Source organism: Streptomyces sp. NPDC058291 (assembly GCF_042880855.1).
Taxonomy (GTDB): domain Bacteria; phylum Actinomycetota; class Actinomycetes; order Streptomycetales; family Streptomycetaceae; genus Streptomyces.
Map to the genome: position 1 here is coordinate 39,213 of NZ_JBHVYK010000018.1, position 16,737 is coordinate 55,949.

Below are 16,737 nucleotides of genomic sequence, written 5' to 3' on the forward strand. Positions count from 1 at the left end.
CGTCGTACCTCGTACGTCATATATGAGACGCGATATGCGAGATCCGTGATCAGACACGCGACATCCGAGAGGCGCGCATGACCTCTGTGCCCACGCCGATCCCGTCCCGCACGCAGTACGTGCTGGAGGAGATCAAACGCCGCATCCTCACCGGGCGGCTGACGCCCGGTCAGGCCCTGGTCGAGACCGAGCTCGCCGCGCAGTTCGGGGTCTCCAAGACCCCGGTGCGCGAGGCGCTCAAGACCCTGGCCGGCACCGGTCTGGTCGTCATGAGCCAGTACAAGGGCGTCACGGTGCGCATGGTGGACGCGGACATGGCGCGCGAGGTCTACGACGTACGCCTGCTCCTCGAACCCGAGGCGCTCAGGCGGGCCGTACGCCGGGGCGCCTCCCTGGAGGCCGCCCGCGAGGCGCTGACGATGGCCGACGAGGCTGCCGACACCGCCGAACGGTCCCTGGCCAACCGGGAGTTCCACCGCGCGCTGTATCTGCCCTGCGGCAACCCGCTGCTCGGCCGGATGCTCGACGAGGTCCGCGACCAGGCCGCCCTGGTCTCCGCCGTCGCCTGGGCGGCCTCGCCCTCCTGGGAGCGCGAGGCCGGCGAACACCGCGAGATCCTGCGGCTCGCGCTGGCCGGCGACGCGGACGGCGCGGCCCGCGCCCTGCACGCCCACATCGCGTCCTTCGTGCACCGGGCGTTCCCCGAGACCGCCGAAGCGGCCGCCCTCGAACAGGCTCCGGCCAAGGAAGGTCAGGAATGAGCAGCGTGGCGTTCGAGACCCAGCGAGCGGCCCTGGCCGACGTGGTGGCCATCCCGGTGACCCCGTTCGCCGAGGACGGCGCCGTCGACCGGCCCGCCCACCGGGCCCTGGTGCGCCGGCTGCTCGACGGCGGGATCACCACCCTCACCCCGAACGGCAACACCGGCGAGTTCTACGCGCTCACCCCCGAGGAGCGCCGCCTGGTCACCGAGCTGACCGTCGACGAGGCGGGCGGGCGGGCCGTGATCCTGGCCGGCGTCGGGCACGACGTGCCGACCGCCGTCGCCTCCGCCCGGCACGCCCGGGAGCTGGGCGCGCAGATGGTGATGGTCCATCAGCCGGTCCACCCGTACGTTTCGCAGAGCGGCTGGGTCGACTACCACCGGGCCATCGCCGAGTCCGTGCCCGAGCTGGGCGTCGTCCCCTACATCCGCAACGCGCGGCTGCACGGCAAGCGCCTGGCCGAACTCGCCGACGACTGCCCGAACGTCATCGGCGTCAAGTACGCGGTCCCGGACGCCTCCTGCTTCGCGGCGTTCGCGCGGGACGCCGGGCTGGAGCGCTTCGTCTGGGTCGCCGGTCTCGCCGAGCCGTACGCGCCGTCGTACTTCTCCGCGGGCGCCACCGGCTTCACCTCCGGGCTCGTGAACGTCGCCCCGGCCGTCTCGCTGAACATGATCGAAGCGCTTCGATCAGGGGACTACCCGGCCGCCATGAAGGTGTGGGAACAGATCAGACGCTTCGAGGAGCTGCGAGCCGCGGACGGCTCTGCCAACAACGTCACCGTCGTCAAGGAGGCCCTGGCGTCGCTGGGCCTGTGTCGGCGCGAGGTGCGGCCGCCGAGCCGGCCGCTGCCCGAGGGTGAGCGTGCCGAGGTCGCCGCGATAGCAGCGGGATGGTCCATATGAAGCGCTTCGACGATCAGGCCGTCAAACGCCCCGAGGAGCTCAGAAGCCACCAGTGGTACGGCGCGGAGGGCCTGCGTTCCTTCAGCCACCGCGCCCGCACCCGCCAGCTCGGCTATCTCCCCGAGGAGCACCTCGGCAAGCCCGTCATCGCCGTCCTCAACACCTGGTCCGACATCAACCCCTGCCACGTCCACCTGCGCGACCGCGCGCAGGCCGTGAAGCGGGGCGTGTGGCAGGCGGGCGGCTTCCCGCTGGAGTTCCCGGTCTCCACGCTCAGCGAGACCTTCCAGAAGCCGACCCCGATGCTGTACCGCAACCTCCTCGCGATGGAGACCGAGGAGCTGCTGCGCTCCTACCCGGTCGACGGGGCGGTGCTGATGGGCGGCTGCGACAAGACCACGCCGGCCCTGCTGATGGGCGCGGCCAGCGTCGACCTGCCGGCCGTCTTCGTGCCCGCCGGGCCCATGCTGCCGGGCCACTGGCGCAACGAGGTCCTCGGCTCGGGCACCGACATGTGGAAGTACTGGGACGACAGGCGGGCCGGCCTCATCGGCGACTGCGAGCTGGCCGAGCTGGAGAGCGGGCTCGCCCGGTCACCGGGCCACTGCATGACGATGGGCACCGCGTCCACGCTGACGGCCGCCGCGGAGGCGCTGGGGGTGACGGTCCCGGGGGCGTCGAGCATCCCGGCCGTGGACTCCGGGCACGACCGGATGGCGGCCGCCGCCGGCCTGCGCATCGTCGAACTGGTCCACCGCGACCGCCGGTTGAGCGACATCCTCACCGCGGACGCCTTCGAGGACGCGGTGACGACCGTCCTCGGGCTCGGCGGCTCGACGAACGCGGTGATCCATCTCATCGCCATGGCGGGCCGCGCGGGCGTCAAGCTCACCCTCGACGACTTCGACCGCGTCGCCCGAACGGTACCCGTCCTCGCCAACGTCCGGCCCGGCGGCCGGAAGTACCTCATGGAGGACTTCCACTTCGCCGGCGGCCTGCCCGGCTTCCTCTCCCGGATCCCGGACCTGCTCCACCTGGACCGGCCGACCGTCTCGCACGACACGATGCGCGAGCAGCTCGCCGGCGCCCGGGTGCACGACGACGACGTCATCCGCCCCCGGGACAACCCGGTGGCGAGCGAGGGCGGGGTCGCCGTGCTGCGGGGCAACCTCTGCCCGGACGGCGCGGTCATCAAGCACATCGCCGCCGAGCCGCACCTGCTGCGGCACACCGGGCCCGCGGTCGTCTTCGACGACTACCGCACCATGCAGCGCACCATCAACGACCCGGACCTGGGCATCACCGCGGACACCGTGCTGGTGCTGCGGGGCTCCGGCCCCAAGGGCGGCCCGGGCATGCCCGAGTACGGCATGCTGCCCATCCCCGACCACCTCCTCAAGCAGGGAGTGCGGGACATGGTGCGCATCTCCGACGCCCGGATGAGCGGCACGAGTTACGGCGCGTGCGTGCTGCACGTGGCGCCCGAGTCGTATGTCGGCGGGCCCCTGGCCCTGGTCCGCACCGGCGACTCCATCACCCTCGACGTCGAGGCCCGCACCCTGCGGCTCGACGTGGACGACGACGAGCTGGAACGGCGCAGGGCGCGGTGGACGCCGCCGCCCACCCGTTACGAGCGCGGCTACGGCGCGCTCTACACCGAACAGATCACCCAGGCCGACACCGGCTGCGACTTCGCGTTCCTGGCCCGCCCCGGCAAGGTCGCGGACCCCTACGCGGGCTGACCGCCGCCGGCAGGGGAGCGCACACGCCTGTCCATGCAGAAAGCGCTTCACCTCCGACGACGGCACGACGCACGCGAACGCTCGCCGCGACCGCGAGACGCACAGCCGGACGCACCGGAAGACGCACCGAGAGACGCACCGAAGAACGCATCGAGAGACGCATCGAGAGTCGCGCCGAGAGACGCGCCGAAGAACGCATCGAGAGATGCGCCGAGAGACGCACCGAGAACGGAGAACAGTCATGGCCCAAGCCGCAGCCGTGGCGAAACCGCCCGCGCCACCCCGGCGGCGCCGTGCCTCCGCCACGCCCCGCAGACTGCCGTACCTGCTGATCGCGCCGGCGGCCCTGCTGATGCTGGGCTTCATCGCCTACCCGGTCGTCAGCGTCTTCTACTACAGCCTGCAGAACTTCAACCCCACCAAGCCGTGGCGCAACGGGTACGCGGGCTTCGACAACTTCGTCCACATCTTCACCGAGGACCCCCAGTTCTGGGACACGCTGGCCTTCAGCGCGAAGTGGGTCTTCGTCGAGGTCGGGCTGCAACTGCTGTTCGGCCTGGCGCTGGCGCTGATCGTCAACCAGACCTTCGCCGGCCGGGCGCTCGGCCGGGCGCTGGTGTTCTCGCCCTGGGCCGTCTCCGGCGTGCTGACCTCCGCGATCTGGGTGCTGCTGTACAACTCCCAGACGGGCGTCAGCCGCTACCTCGCGGATCTGGGGCTCGGCGAGTACGGCACGAGCTGGCTGTCGGAGACCTCCACCGTCTTCCCGGCGGTGGTCGTCGCCGACCTGTGGCGCGGCGTCCCCTTCTTCGCGATCCTCATCCTCGCCGACCTGCAGTCCGTCTCCAAGGACCTGTACGAGGCCGCCGAGGTCGACGGAGCGAGCCGGATCAAGCAGTTCTGGCACATCACCCTGCCCCATCTCAAGGACGCCATCGTCCTGTCCACGCTGCTGCGCGCGGTGTGGGAGTTCAACAACGTCGACCTGCTCTACACGCTCACCGGGGGCGGCCCCGCGGGGGAGACCACCACCCTCCCGCTCTACATCGCCAACACCAGCGTCGACGCCCACAACTTCGGCTACGCGTCCGCCCTCACCACGGTCGCGTTCGTGATCCTGCTCTTCTGCTCGATGGTCTATCTGCGGCTGAGCAAGTTCGGAGGAGGCGACAAGTGATCACCGAGGAGGCCACCGAGGTCACGTCCGTCCCCGTGCGCGCGCCCGCCGCGGCGGGCCGGCAGCCGGCCGGCAGGAAACGCCCCTGGGACGAGGCCCCGCGCTGGCAGATCTACCTTCCCCTGGGCATCTACCTCGTCTTCACCCTCGTCCCCTTCTACTGGATCCTGCTGTTCGCGCTCCGCCCGGCCGGGTCGACCTCGCTCGTGCCCTGGCCGATGACCTTCGACCACTTCGAGAAGGTCTGGAACGAGCGGGACTTCGGGGTCTACTTCCAGAACAGCGTCCTCACCGGCGTGGCGACCCTGCTGCTCACCACCGGAGTCGCGCTGGCCGGCGGTTACGCCCTCGCCCGCTTCGACTTCAGGATCAAGCGCGCGTTCATGCTCGCCCTGCTGTGCACCCAGTTCGTGCCGGGAGCGCTGCTCCTCGTGCCGCTGTTCCAGATCTTCGCCGAGCTGAAGCTGATCAACTCGCTGGGCAGCGTCATCCTCGCCGAGACGGTGTTCCAGTTGCCGCTGTCGATGATCCTGATCAGCGGCTTCATCCGGAACGTGCCCTACTCCCTGGAGGAGGCCGCCTGGGTCGACGGCTGCGGCCGGCTCACCGCCTTTCGCATCGTCGTCCTGCCGCTGCTGCGGCCCGGGCTGATCGCCGTCGGCTCCTTCGCCTTCGTGCACGCCTGGAACCACTTCCTCTTCGCCCTGATGTTCCTGTCCGACCAGACCAAGCAGACGATCCCGGTCGGCCTGAACACCCTGATGAGCGCCGACAGCGTCGACCTGGGAGCGCTGGCCGCGGGCGGCATCATCGCCGCCGTCCCCGTGGTGATCGTCTTCGCCTTCATCCAGAAGTGGCTGATCACCGGCTTCAGCGCGGGAGCGGTGAAGGGATGAGGGGCCGTCAGACCGCCTTCGCCGCCGCGACGACGGGAGGCCTGCGCGTCCCCGCGCACGCGCGCTCCCGCGGCCTCGGCCGTGAGACCCTCGCCGCCGGCGACGGCCGGGCCGCCCACGGCGCCGGCGGGAACGGCGCCGCCGTGCACCGGAGCGGCACCCTGCTCGACGGCCGGCTCGTGCACCTCGTCGCGATCGGCCACGCCTACGACAGCGGCACTCGGCGCGACGTCACGGCGGACGTCGGCCGGACGCCTACCCTGCAGCGAAAGATCGACAGCGCCGCGGCAGCCGACAGCGAGGTGGCACGCGGCGCAGGCGCAGGGAGGATCCCATGAACACCCCGGACACCGCCGTCCCCGTCGTCCTCGCGGGCGCGCGCGGCCACGGCCGCTGGCACCTGGACAACATCCGCAGGCTCCAGGACAAGGGCATCGTCCGGCTGGCGGGCGTCTGCGAGCTGACCCCGCTGACCCCGGCCGAGCTCCCCGAGGGCCTCGGCACGCCCGAGCAGTCCGCCGACTTCGGCGCCCTGCTGGACACGACCGGCGCCCGGGTCGCCGTCGTCTGCACCCCGATCCCCACCCACACCGACCTCGCCCTGACCGCGGCCGGCAAGGGCGTGCACCTGCTCCTGGAGAAGCCGCCGGCCCCGTCCTACGCCGAGTTCCGGCGGATGGCCGACGGGGTCGCCCGGGCCGGGGTCGCCTGCCAGATCGGCTTCCAGTCGCTGGGCTCGCACGCCGTGCCCGCGATCCGCACGCTGATCGAGGACGGCGCGATCGGCGAGGTGACGGGAGTCGGCGGCGCCGGGGCCTGGGCGCGCGCCCAGTCGTACTACCGGCGGGCGCCGTGGGCGGGCAGGCGGCGGCTGAACGGCGTCGACGTGGTCGACGGGGCGCTCACCAACCCGCTCGCGCACGCCGTCGCCACCGCCCTGGCGCTGGCCGGCGCCACCCGCGCCGAGGACGTCGCCCGCATCGAGACCGAGCTGGCGCACGCCAACGCCATCGAGTCCGACGACACCTCCTGCGTCCGCGTGAGCACGACCGGCGGCCGGCACGTCGTCGTCGCGGCCACACTGTGCGCCGAGGACCCCGACGAGCCGTACGTCGTCGTCCACGGCGACCGCGGCCGGATCACCTACTGGTACAAGCAGGACCGCGTGCTGCTCCAGCGGGCCGGCCACGGCCCCGAGGAGTTCGAGTACGGCCGCACCGACCTGCTGGAGAACCTCGTCGACCACCTCACCGACGGGACGGACCTGCTCGTCCCGCCCGCCGCGACCGAGTCGTTCATGCGGGTCGTCGAGGCGATCCGGACGGCCCCCGACCCCGTCCAGCTGCCCGGACGGGCCTGGCGCCTGCTGCCGGAGGAGGACCGGCGCGTCGTCCCCGGCGTCGACGGCCTGGTCGCGGCCGCCGCCGACACCCTCTGCCTCTACTCCGAACTGGGCGCCCCCTGGGCGTTCCCGACCGCGCATCCGAAAGAGGTGAGCCCCTGATGACCGCATCGGCACCCGACTCACCGGTCGTCCTGCGTGTCGCCGGCCGCCCGGTCGCCCAATACGTCATCCGGCCCGAGCTGCCCGCCCGGCTGTCCCCGCGCCCCTACCTGCACCCCGTCACCACCCTGGCCGGCACGGCGGTCACCGAGCTCAGCCCCGCCGACCACACCCACCACCTCGGCGTCGGTGTAGCCGTACCCGACGTCGAGGGGCACAACTTCTGGGGCGGCCGCACCTACGTCCGCGACCGGGGCCCGACCGAGCTGGACGATCACGGCGCCCAGCGGCACGGCTCGTTCCAGTTGCGCGACCCCGACGGCTTCGTGGAGGAGCTGCGCTGGGTCGCCTCGGGAAGGGAGCTGCTGCGCGAGCGCCGCACGGTGGCGGCCACCGAACTCACCTCGGCCGCCTGGGCGCTGGACTTCACCTTCTCCCTGACCAACGTCACGTCCGGCCCGCTCTCCATCGGCAGCCCGGCGACGAACGGACGCCCCGGAGCGGCCTACGGCGGCTTCTTCTGGCGGGCCAGGAAGGAGAGCACGCCCCCCGACGTCTTCACGGCCGACACGCAGGGCGAGGCGGCCGTCCACGGCGCCCGCGCCGACTGGCTCGCCCTGGCCGGCGCCGGCTGGACGCTCGTCTTCGCGGGAGCCACCGGCGCCACCCGCCGCGACCCCTGGTTCGTGCGCACCGCCGAGTACCCGGGCGTCGGCTCCTCGCTGGCCTTCGCCGAACGGCTGCCGATCCCGCCCGGCGAGACGGCCGTGCGCCGGATCGTCACCGTCGTCGCCGACGGCCGGCTGAACCGGGACGAGGCGGCGGCGCTGGTCCGCAAGGCGGTCGGCCAGTGACGCACGAGCGGCACGAGACGTACACCAACCCCGTCCTGAACGCCGACTGGTCCGACCCCGACGTCGTGCGCGTCGGCGACGACTTCTACCTCACCGCCTCCAGCTTCGGCCGCGCCCCCGGCCTCCCGTTGCTGCATTCACGCGACCTGGTCGGCTGGACGCTGGTCGGCCATGCCCTCGAACGCCTCGAACCGGCGGAGGAGTTCACGGCCCCGCGCCACGACTGCGGGGTCTGGGCGCCCGCCCTGCGCCACCATGACGACCGCTTCTGGATCTTCTGGGGCGACCCGGACCGGGGCGTCTTCCAGGTGAACGCCCCCGAGATCCGGGGCCCTTGGACCGGTCCGCACCTGGTCAAGGAGGGCAAGGGGCTCATCGACCCGTGCCCGCTGTGGGACGAGGAGACCGGCGAGGCCTATCTGGTGCACGCCTGGGCGAAGTCCCGCGCGGGCGTCAAGAACCGGCTCACCGGCCACCGTATGCACCCGGAGGGGACGGCCGTCCTCGACGAGGGCAAGGTGATCGTCGACGGGGACCGGATCCCCGGCTGGTTCACCCTGGAAGGGCCGAAGCTCTACCGCCACGACGGCTGGTTCTGGATCCTCGCCCCCGCCGGCGGGGTGGAGACCGGCTGGCAGGGCGCCTTCCGCGCCCGGGACTTCTTCGGCCCCTACGAGGAGCGCATCGTCCTGGAGCAGCGGGACACCGGCGTCAACGGCCCGCACCAGGGCGGCTGGGTGCGCACCCCGCACGGCGAGGACTGGTTCCTGCACTTCCAGCAGCGCGGCGCCTACGGCAGGGTCGTCCACCTGCAGCCGATGCAGTGGGGGAGCGAGGGAGGCTGGCCGGTCATCGGGGACGAGGGCGCACCCGTCCTGGAACACCGGCGGCCCGCCCTGCCCGCGCAGCCGCCCGCCGCGCCCGCCGACGACGACGACTTCCCCGGCGGACGCTTCGGCCGCCAGTGGTCGTGGACGGCCAACCCCCAGGACGGCTGGGCGACCCAGCACTCCGCCGACGGACTGCGTCTGACCTGTGTGCGGACCGCCGACGCGCATGATCTGCGCACCCTGCCGAACATCCTCACCCAACGGCTGCCCGGGCGCCCCTCGGCCGTCGAGGTGGAGCTGCGGCTGCACAGCGAGGAACCGGGGGCCCGTGCCGGACTCGCGGTCCTCGGGGACGCCTTCGGCTGGATCGGCCTCCAGCGGGGCGCCGACGGAGCCGTCCATCTGGTGCACCGGTTCGCCGAGCCGGTGGCCGACCGGGAACGGGACGCCGCTCATCCGCGGCTCGCCCCCTCGGGCCGGGCACGGCTGCGGATCGAGATCGGCGCCGGCGCGCGCTGCCGTTTCGCGTACGACCTCGGCGACGGCCCGCGTCACTCGGGCCCCGTCTTCGCCGCCACCCCGTGGCGCTGGGTCGGCGCCCTGCTCGGCCTCTTCGCCCTCGCGCCCGTCGGGACGGGACACGCAGGGGCGGCCACGTTCGAGGAGTTCCGGATCAGACCGCTCTGACCCATCCGTTCCGCACGCCCTTGGGAGCCGCAATGACGCACTTCCCCAGCCAGCGTTCACCGAGGCCGGCCGTGGCCCCGGCGGCCGTACCCGGTCCGCCGGCCGGTCTCTGCCCCGGCGCGGTCGGCGAGGCCGCCGGCGAGCCGCACCTGAACCCCGACGCCGAGCGCGCGTCGATCCCCAGGAACCCGAGCGGCCGGACCGACGAGTGGGGCGCGGCCTGCGAACCGCCGGACTTCCCCGCCCGCCGCCCGGACCCGCCCGCCGCCGTCCCCGCGCTGGTCACCCGGCTCCCCGGGCCGCGGAAGCAGACCGGCGACGCGGTCGCGCCGCACGTCCCGGACCGCGTCGAGGGCGCGGACGTCTGGGCGTCGTACGCCCGCACCGCCCACTGACCCCCCACAACTTCATATGTCCGTTGGGATCCAGAAGAAGAGAGCCGACCACATGAAGAGCAGCATCCACAGAAGCAGGCGCGCCGCCCTGGCCGTCGCCCTGGGCTCCGTCCTCGCGCTGACCGCCACCGCCTGCGGCGACGACGGCAGCGGCGCGGCCGGGGACAAGGGAGGCGACGGCTCCGGCAAGGGGGAGATCACCTTCTGGGACAACAACGGCGGAGTCCGCACCGACGTCTGGAAGGAGATCATCGCCGACTTCGAGAAGGCGAACCCGGACATCAAGGTCAAGTACGTCGGCGTGCCGTCCGACAGCGTCCAGTCCAAGTACGACACCGCCATCCAGGGCGGCGGCCTGCCCGACGTCGGCGGCGTGGGCACCGCGATGCTCGCCGAGATCGCCGCGCAGGACGCCCTCGAACCGCTGGACGACCGCCTGGCGAAGAGCGAGCTGAGCGGGCAGCTCAACGCGAAGTTCCTGGACAGCGTCAAGGCGGCGGGCATCGGCGGCAAGACGTACACCGTGCCGACCTCCGCCAACAGCGGCACCCTCTGGTACCGCACGGACCTCTTCCAGAAGGCGGACCTGGAGGCGCCGACCACCTGGTCGAAGTTCTACCGGGCCGCCGACGAGCTGACCGACAAGGACAAGAACGCCTTCGGCTACACCATCCGCGGCGGCGCCGGATCGATCGCCCAGGCGCTCGACGCGACCTACGGGCAGAGCGGCATCACCGAGTTCTGGAACGGCGACAAGACCACCGTCAACGACCCGAAGAACGTGGCCGCGCTGGAGAAGTACGTCGGCCTGTACAAAAAGGACACCCCGTCCGCCGACGTCAACAACGACTTCACCAAGATGGTCGCCCAGTGGGACTCCGGCACCATCGGCATGCTGAGCCACAACCTGGGCTCCTTCGGCGACCACCAGAAGGCGCTGGCCGGCAAGTTCAAGGGCATCCCCGCGCCGACGCAGGAGGACGGCAGCCGGGTGCAGGTCTCCAACCCGGTCGACGGGCTGGGCCTGTTCAAGTCGAGCAAGAACAAGACCGCCGCCTGGAAGTTCATCGAGTTCGCCGCGTCGCACGAGTCCAACAGCAAGTGGAACAAGACGGCGGGACAGGTGCCGGCCAACCTGGAGGCCGCGCAGGACAGCTGGGTGCAGGCCTCCGAGCCGACCAAGCTGGCCGCCGAGGCGCTGACGGGCACCGGCACGAAGATCGTGCAGCTGCCCTACTACCTGCCCGACTGGAACACGATCTCCAAGGCCGACAACGAGCCCAACTTCCAGAAGGTGCTGCTGGGCAAGCAGAGCGCGAAGGACTTCCTGGACACGCTCGCCGAGCAGCTGAACGCCGCGCAGGCCGACTGGAAGAAGAACCACGGATAACCGCCCCGGTGGTCGCGGTCGTGGGGGACCGCCGGCCCGCCGTGGCCGGTCGCGCGGTTCCCCGCGGCCCACGAGAACGAGAGGTGCATGATCGTGTCACTGACCCGCAGGCAGGTCACCTCGGCGGCCCTGGCCGCCGTTCCGCTCGGGGCGGCGGCCGTCCCCGCCCACGCCGGGGCCCGCCGGGCGAGAACCGTCTACATCGCCGGCGACTCCACCGCCGCCCAGAAGTACTCCGACGCCGCGCCCGAGACCGGCTGGGGCATGGCGCTTCCCTTCTTCCTGCACTCCGGACTGCCCGTCGCCGACCACGCGGTGAACGGGCGCAGTTCCAAGAGCTTCGTCGACGAGGGCCGGCTCGACGCCGTGCTCGCCGCGATCCGTCCGGGGGACTTCCTCCTCGTCCAGTTCGCGCACAACGACGAGAAGAGCACCGACCCCGCCCGCTACACCGAGCCCTGGACGACGTACCAGGACTACCTGCGCAGGTATCTCGACGGCGCCCGGGCCAAGGGCGCGCGGCCGGTTCTGGCCACGCCCGTCGAGCGGCGCAAGTTCGACGCGGCGGGCAACGCCCTGCCCACGCACGGGGAGTATCCCGCCGCCATGCGCGCGCTCGCCACCGAGGAGGGGGTGGCGCTGCTCGACGTACAGGCCCTGTCGCTGGCGCTCTGGCAGCGGCTGGGCGTCGAGGCGACCAAGACCTACTTCAACTGGACCGAAACCGAGCAGGACAACACCCACTTCAACCCGCCGGGCGCGATCGCCGTGGCGCGGCTCGTCGTCCGGGAGCTGCTGCGCACCCGGGTGCTCGCCCCGCGTGACGTGATCCGGCTGCACGACGAGATCCCCACGTCCTGGATCACCTGGCCCGCGCCTCTCGCCTGACCCCTCTCCCGATCACCGCACACCGCCCTTTCCCGCAAGGAGACCCGCACAGTGCCTACCCAGTCATGTCATGCACGCGCCATAGCCGCCCTGGTGGGGTGCACCGCACTGGTGCTGTCCGCCACCGCCACCGCCACCGCGTCCGCCCACACCGATGCCCGCTCCACGCCCCGCGACCTCGGCCGGCAGGTCCTGGGCGCGAACGACGGCTGGGCCGCCTCCGGGACGGGCACCACGGGCGGGTCCGCGGCCGACGCCGCCCACGTGTACACCGTCACCACCTGGGCCGGGTTCAAGGCCGCCCTCGACGCCGGGGGCTCCGCCCCGAAGATCATCAAGGTGAAGGGCGTCATCGACGCCGTCGCCGAGGGATGCGACGCCTTCGCCGCGCCCGGCTACGACTTCGACGCCTACCTCGCCAAGTACGCGCCCGCGACCTGGGGCCTGGACACCGATCTGAGCGCCGAGCCCGACGACAGCCCGGAGGGGCTGCGACGCGCCTCCGCCGCCGCCCAGGACCAGGCCATCAAGGCGAACGTCCCCGCCAACACCACCATCGTCGGCATCGGCGCGAACGCCGGCTTCAAGGGCGTCAGCCTGCAGATCAAGGCCGTCGACAACGTGATCGTCCGCAACCTGGCCTTCGAGTCGCCCATCGACTGCTTCCCGCAGTGGGACCCGACCGACGGCGACAAGGGCAACTGGAACTCCGAGTACGACACCGCCGTCGTGTACGGCTCCACGCACGTGTGGCTGGACCACAACACGTTCACCGACGGCTCACACCCGGACAGCGCCGCGCCGACCTACTTCGGCATGCTCTACCAGCAGCACGACGGCGAACTGGACATCGTGCGCGGCGCCGACCTCGTCACCGCCTCCTGGAACGTCTTCACCGAGCACGACAAGACGATCCTCATCGGCAACAGCGACGGCGAGTCGACCGCCGCCGGCGACCGCGGCCACCTGAAGGTGACCTTCCACCACAACCTGTTCTCCGGCCTCGTCGAGCGCGCCCCCCGGGTCCGCTTCGGGCAGGTCGACTCCTACAACAACCACTTCGTCGCCGCCGGCGACTACTCCTACAGCTTCGGCATCGGCAAGGAGTCCGCGCTCGTCGCCGAGCACAACGCGTTCACCCTCCCCCAGGGGGTCAGCGCGGCCAAGGTGCTCAAGCGGTGGAACGTCTCGCCGCTGACCGCCGCCGACAACTACGTCAACGGCGTGAGGACCGACCTGATCGCCGTGCACAACGCCGAGATCCCGGCCGAGACCCTGCAGTCCGGCGCCGGCTGGACGCCCACCCTGCGCACCAGGGTCGACCCGGCGAAGGCGGTGCCCCGGATCGTCGACTGCGGCGCCGGCGCCGGCCGCCTGGGCTGACCCGCACGACGGCCGGGGCGGCGCCCGTCGCCCCGGCCGCGCCTTCTCGCACCTCCCATGCCTTCCGCACCCCGCCCGCACCAGCGCACCGCCGTACCGCGAAGGAGCACCCGCATGCCCTCGCCCCACCCCCGACGCCCCCTGTCCAGAAGGGGATTCCTCGCCGCGAGCGCCGGCACGGCCGCCGCGCTCGCCTCCACCGCGTCGCCCGCGCGGGCCGCGGCCGGCCGGCGCCCGTTCGGCCGCTACGGCTCACCGGCCGCCCGCCGCACGCCACGCACCCTGTACGTCGACCCGCTCGGCCGGGGCGACCACACCTCCGTACGGGACGCCGTCGCGGCCGCCGCCGGCGGCGGCTGGACGCTGGTCCTCGCCCCCGGCGCCTACCGGGAGACGGTCGTCCTCGACGCCACCCGCACCGACGCCACCTGGATCGGCGCCTCGGAGGACCCCCGCGACGTCGTGATCGTCTACGACAACGCGGCCGGCACCCCCAAGCCCGGGGGCGGCACGTACGGCACCACCGGCTCGGCCACCACGACCCTGCAGGCCGACGGCTTCACCGCCCGCTGGATCACCTTCGCCAACGACTGGCTGCGCGCCGACCACCCCGACGTCACCGGCACCCAGGCCGTCGCCGTCAAGGTCCAGGGCGACCGCTGCGCCTTCCACCACTGCCGCTTCCTCGGCCACCAGGACACCCTGTACGCCGACTCCCTCGCCCTCACGGCCTTCGCCCGCCAGTACTACGCGCACTGCTACGTCGAGGGGGACGTCGACTTCGTCTTCGGCCGGGCCACGGCCGTCTACGAGCACTGCCACTTCCGCGCCCTCGACCGCGCCGACCTGGCCGCAGCGCCCTTCGGCTTCGTCTTCGCACCCTCCACCGCGGGCGCCAACCCGCGCGGCTACCTGGTGACCGGCAGCCGGGTGAGCAGCCAGGCGCCGGCCGGGTTCTACAAGCTGGCCCGTCCCTGGGTGCCCAGCTCCGACCCCACCGCCCGCCCGAGCCTCACCGTCCGCGACACCTTCCTGGACGCCGGCATCGACGCGGTCGCGCCCTACACGAACATGTCGGCCTCCTTCCCCTGGCAGAGCCAGCGGTTCGCCGAGTACCGCGACAGCGGGCCCGGAGCGCGGATCACCGTCCCCGAGAACCGCCCGCAACTCACCGCGCGGGAGGCCCGGTCGGCGACCCGTGCCGGCTACCTCGGCGACTGGGAGCCCTGGCGGGGGGAGTGCTGAGATGCTGCGCCGACGCGCCCTGCTCGCGGGGCTCGCGGGCGGCCTGACCGTCGCCGCCGGGCGCGCGCCCGCCGTCGCGGGCACGGGCCGCCGTGTGCTGCACGTCCGCCCCGGCGACTCCCTCCAGGCCGCCGTGGACGCCGTCGACGGACCCGGCGCGACGATCGTCGTCCACCCGGGTACCTACCGCGAGGTCGTCAAGGTTCCAGCCCACACAGAGGAGTTGACGATCCGCGGCGCCTCCCGCGACCCGCGCGCCGCCGTCCTGGTCTTCGACAACGCGGCCGGGACGCCGAAGCCCGACGGGTCCGGCACCCTCGGCACGGCCGGCTCCGCCACCTTCACCTCCGCCGCGCCCGGCCTCACCGTCCGCTACCTCACCCTCGCCAACGACTGGCTGCGCGCCGACCACCCGGAGATCACCGGCACCCAGGCGGTGGCCGCCTACGTCACCGGCGACCGCACGCACTTCGACACCGTCCGCCTCCTCGGTCACCAGGACACCCTCTTCGCGGACACCACCGCGCTCGACGCCTTCGACCGGCAGTACTTCCACCGCTGCCACATCGAGGGCGACGTCGACTTCGTCTTCGGGCGCGGCCGGGCCGTCTTCGACGCCTGCCACTTCCACGCCCTTCCGCGCGACGTGGACTTCACCCCCAAGGGCATGGTCTTCGCCCCCGCCACCGCCCGGGCCAACCCCTACGGCTTCCTCGTCCTGCGCGGCCGGATCACCTCCGGCGCCGAGGACGCGGCCTACAAGATCGCCCGGCCCTGGGTGCCGTCGTACGAGACGACCGCCTGGCCTTCGCTGGTCGTGCGGGACACCTGGATCGGCTCCGGGATCGACGCGGTGGCGCCGTACGTCAACATGCGCGACGCCTACCCGTGGCGGACCATGCGCTTTCGTGAGTACGCCGACCGCGGTCCGGGCGCGGTCGTGACGGTGCCGGAGAACCGGCCGCAGCTGACCGCGGCGGAGGCGGCGGCCCACACCCGGCGGACCTACCTCGGTGACTGGACGCCGTAGGGGCGCCCGTGACCCGGCCGCAGGGCGGCGGGCTCAAGTCGCCGACCGAGCCGGGGCGCTTGACCCGTTTTTTGCCCGGCAGCTCTCGCGCCGACGGGGGTGACGCGCGTAGAACCTGTTGTCATGCATAAGCCACTGCGCATTGCGGCCGTAGCCGCAGCCTGTGCCGTCGCCGGCGCCGCCCTGTACGGCGCCGGCGCGGCGACGGCCGGCCAGTCCACGGCCGACTCCACCCACGAGCCCTACAACATCGGGCTGTTGGCGAAGGACATCGACACCTACTACGGCACCGCGCCGGACGCCGACGGCGTGTACCAGGCGTCGCCGTCCAGCCCGTACGCCCAGGACCTCGCGCGCATGGACAAGGCCGCGAGGAAGTACATCGACGAGGCCGCCCGCAAGGCGGTCAGGAAGTATCGGCGACCCGCGGTCGTCTTCGACATCGACGACACGCTGCTGCTCAGCCTCGACTACGAGAAGCGGTACAACTACACCTACAACTCGGCCAGTTGGGCGGCCTACGTGAACAAGGCCGACCGCCCGGCGGTGTTCGGCAGTCCCGAACTCGTGCGCTACGCCGAGAAGAAGGGCGTCGAGGTCTTCTACAACTCGGGCCTCTCCGAGGCGCAGCGCTCCGCCGCCGTCGAGAACCTGAAGAAGGTCGGCGCCGACGTCAACCTGGACGCCGGCCACGTGTTCCTCAAGAACGCGGCCGCTCCGCCGTCCTACCTGAGCGCCTGCGCCACCCCGGGCGCCTGGACCTGCACGACCGTCCAGTACAAGTCCGGCACCCGCAAGCACATCGAGGACGACCTCGGGTACGACATCGTCGCCGACTTCGGCGACCAGTACTCCGACCTCGACGGCGGCTACGCCGACCGCACGTACAAGCTGCCCAACCCGACGTACTTCGTCAGCTGAACCGGCGTGGGGGGGGGGGGGCGGGCCCCCCCCCCCCGCCGGCCCCCCGGCGGGGGGGGGGGGGCCTGGGCCCCCCCCGCGCGCTGGCCCCCCCCCCGGGCGGCCCCGGCCCCCGGCGTGGGGGTT

At 72.4% G+C, this 16,737-nt stretch carries 16 protein-coding genes; all 16 read left to right on the forward strand.

The genetic code is table 11. From position 1 onward, the window contains the following. Positions 1-77: 77 nt before the first annotated feature. The 16 genes from ACFVYK_RS12065 (at position 78) to ACFVYK_RS12140 (ending at position 16,611) form a co-directional block, all read left to right on the forward strand. The gene (locus ACFVYK_RS12065) at positions 78-761 is read left to right on the forward strand and encodes a GntR family transcriptional regulator (protein WP_389771941.1); all 684 of its coding nucleotides are present in this window, start codon (positions 78-80) and stop codon (positions 759-761) included. Continuing rightward, entirely contained in the window at positions 758-1,669 is a 912-nt protein-coding gene (locus tag ACFVYK_RS12070) for a dihydrodipicolinate synthase family protein (RefSeq protein WP_389771944.1), read from the forward strand. Before ACFVYK_RS12065 ends, ACFVYK_RS12070 begins: the two co-directional genes overlap by 4 nt. Then, entirely contained in the window at positions 1,666-3,411 is a 1,746-nt protein-coding gene (araD, locus tag ACFVYK_RS12075; RefSeq protein ID WP_389771947.1) for an L-arabinonate dehydratase, read from the forward strand. Before ACFVYK_RS12070 ends, araD begins: the two co-directional genes overlap by 4 nt. Before the next feature lie 241 nt (positions 3,412-3,652). Then, the gene (locus tag ACFVYK_RS12080) at positions 3,653-4,588 is read left to right on the forward strand and encodes a carbohydrate ABC transporter permease (protein WP_389771949.1); all 936 of its coding nucleotides are present in this window, start codon (positions 3,653-3,655) and stop codon (positions 4,586-4,588) included. After that, positions 4,585-5,484 carry a carbohydrate ABC transporter permease gene (locus ACFVYK_RS12085; RefSeq protein WP_389771951.1) on the forward strand — a complete coding sequence of 300 codons (900 nt, stop codon included), beginning with the start codon at positions 4,585-4,587 and terminating at the stop codon, positions 5,482-5,484. The genes ACFVYK_RS12080 and ACFVYK_RS12085 overlap by 4 nt, the downstream gene beginning before the upstream one ends. Then, positions 5,481-5,822, forward strand: coding sequence for a hypothetical protein (locus tag ACFVYK_RS12090; protein ID WP_389771954.1), 342 nt, complete (start codon positions 5,481-5,483; stop codon positions 5,820-5,822). The genes ACFVYK_RS12085 and ACFVYK_RS12090 overlap by 4 nt, the downstream gene beginning before the upstream one ends. Continuing rightward, complete coding sequence (locus tag ACFVYK_RS12095) at positions 5,819-6,988, forward strand: Gfo/Idh/MocA family protein (protein WP_389771957.1); 1,170 nt, start codon at positions 5,819-5,821, stop codon at positions 6,986-6,988. Before ACFVYK_RS12090 ends, ACFVYK_RS12095 begins: the two co-directional genes overlap by 4 nt. After that, a complete protein-coding gene (locus ACFVYK_RS12100; protein ID WP_389771960.1) occupies positions 6,988-7,842 on the forward strand; it encodes a PmoA family protein in 855 nt (284 codons plus the stop codon). The genes ACFVYK_RS12095 and ACFVYK_RS12100 overlap by 1 nt, the downstream gene beginning before the upstream one ends. After that, positions 7,839-9,359 carry a family 43 glycosylhydrolase gene (locus ACFVYK_RS12105; protein ID WP_389771962.1) on the forward strand — a complete coding sequence of 507 codons (1,521 nt, stop codon included), beginning with the start codon at positions 7,839-7,841 and terminating at the stop codon, positions 9,357-9,359. The genes ACFVYK_RS12100 and ACFVYK_RS12105 overlap by 4 nt, the downstream gene beginning before the upstream one ends. Before the next feature lie 32 nt (positions 9,360-9,391). Next, positions 9,392-9,754, forward strand: a complete 363-nt coding sequence (locus tag ACFVYK_RS12110; RefSeq protein ID WP_389771965.1) for a hypothetical protein — start codon at positions 9,392-9,394, stop codon at positions 9,752-9,754. A 52-nt stretch (positions 9,755-9,806) separates the two neighbouring features. Next, the gene (locus ACFVYK_RS12115) at positions 9,807-11,144 is read left to right on the forward strand and encodes an ABC transporter substrate-binding protein (protein ID WP_389771967.1); all 1,338 of its coding nucleotides are present in this window, start codon (positions 9,807-9,809) and stop codon (positions 11,142-11,144) included. 93 nt (positions 11,145-11,237) lie between these two features. Then, positions 11,238-12,032: a rhamnogalacturonan acetylesterase gene (locus ACFVYK_RS12120; RefSeq protein ID WP_389772101.1), complete on the forward strand. Its 795-nt coding sequence runs from the start codon at positions 11,238-11,240 to the stop codon at positions 12,030-12,032. 51 nt (positions 12,033-12,083) lie between these two features. Continuing rightward, positions 12,084-13,415 (forward strand): polysaccharide lyase family 1 protein, encoded by a 1,332-nt coding sequence (locus ACFVYK_RS12125; protein ID WP_389771970.1) that lies wholly within the window; start codon positions 12,084-12,086, stop codon positions 13,413-13,415. Positions 13,416-13,529: 114 nt separating this feature from the next. After that, complete coding sequence (locus tag ACFVYK_RS12130) at positions 13,530-14,660, forward strand: pectinesterase family protein (RefSeq protein WP_389771973.1); 1,131 nt, start codon at positions 13,530-13,532, stop codon at positions 14,658-14,660. A gap of 1 nt (position 14,661) precedes the next feature. Next, positions 14,662-15,690, forward strand: coding sequence for a pectinesterase family protein (locus tag ACFVYK_RS12135; protein WP_389771976.1), 1,029 nt, complete (start codon positions 14,662-14,664; stop codon positions 15,688-15,690). A gap of 123 nt (positions 15,691-15,813) precedes the next feature. Next, complete coding sequence (locus tag ACFVYK_RS12140) at positions 15,814-16,611, forward strand: HAD family acid phosphatase (protein ID WP_389771979.1); 798 nt, start codon at positions 15,814-15,816, stop codon at positions 16,609-16,611. Positions 16,612-16,737: the final 126 nt, after the last annotated feature.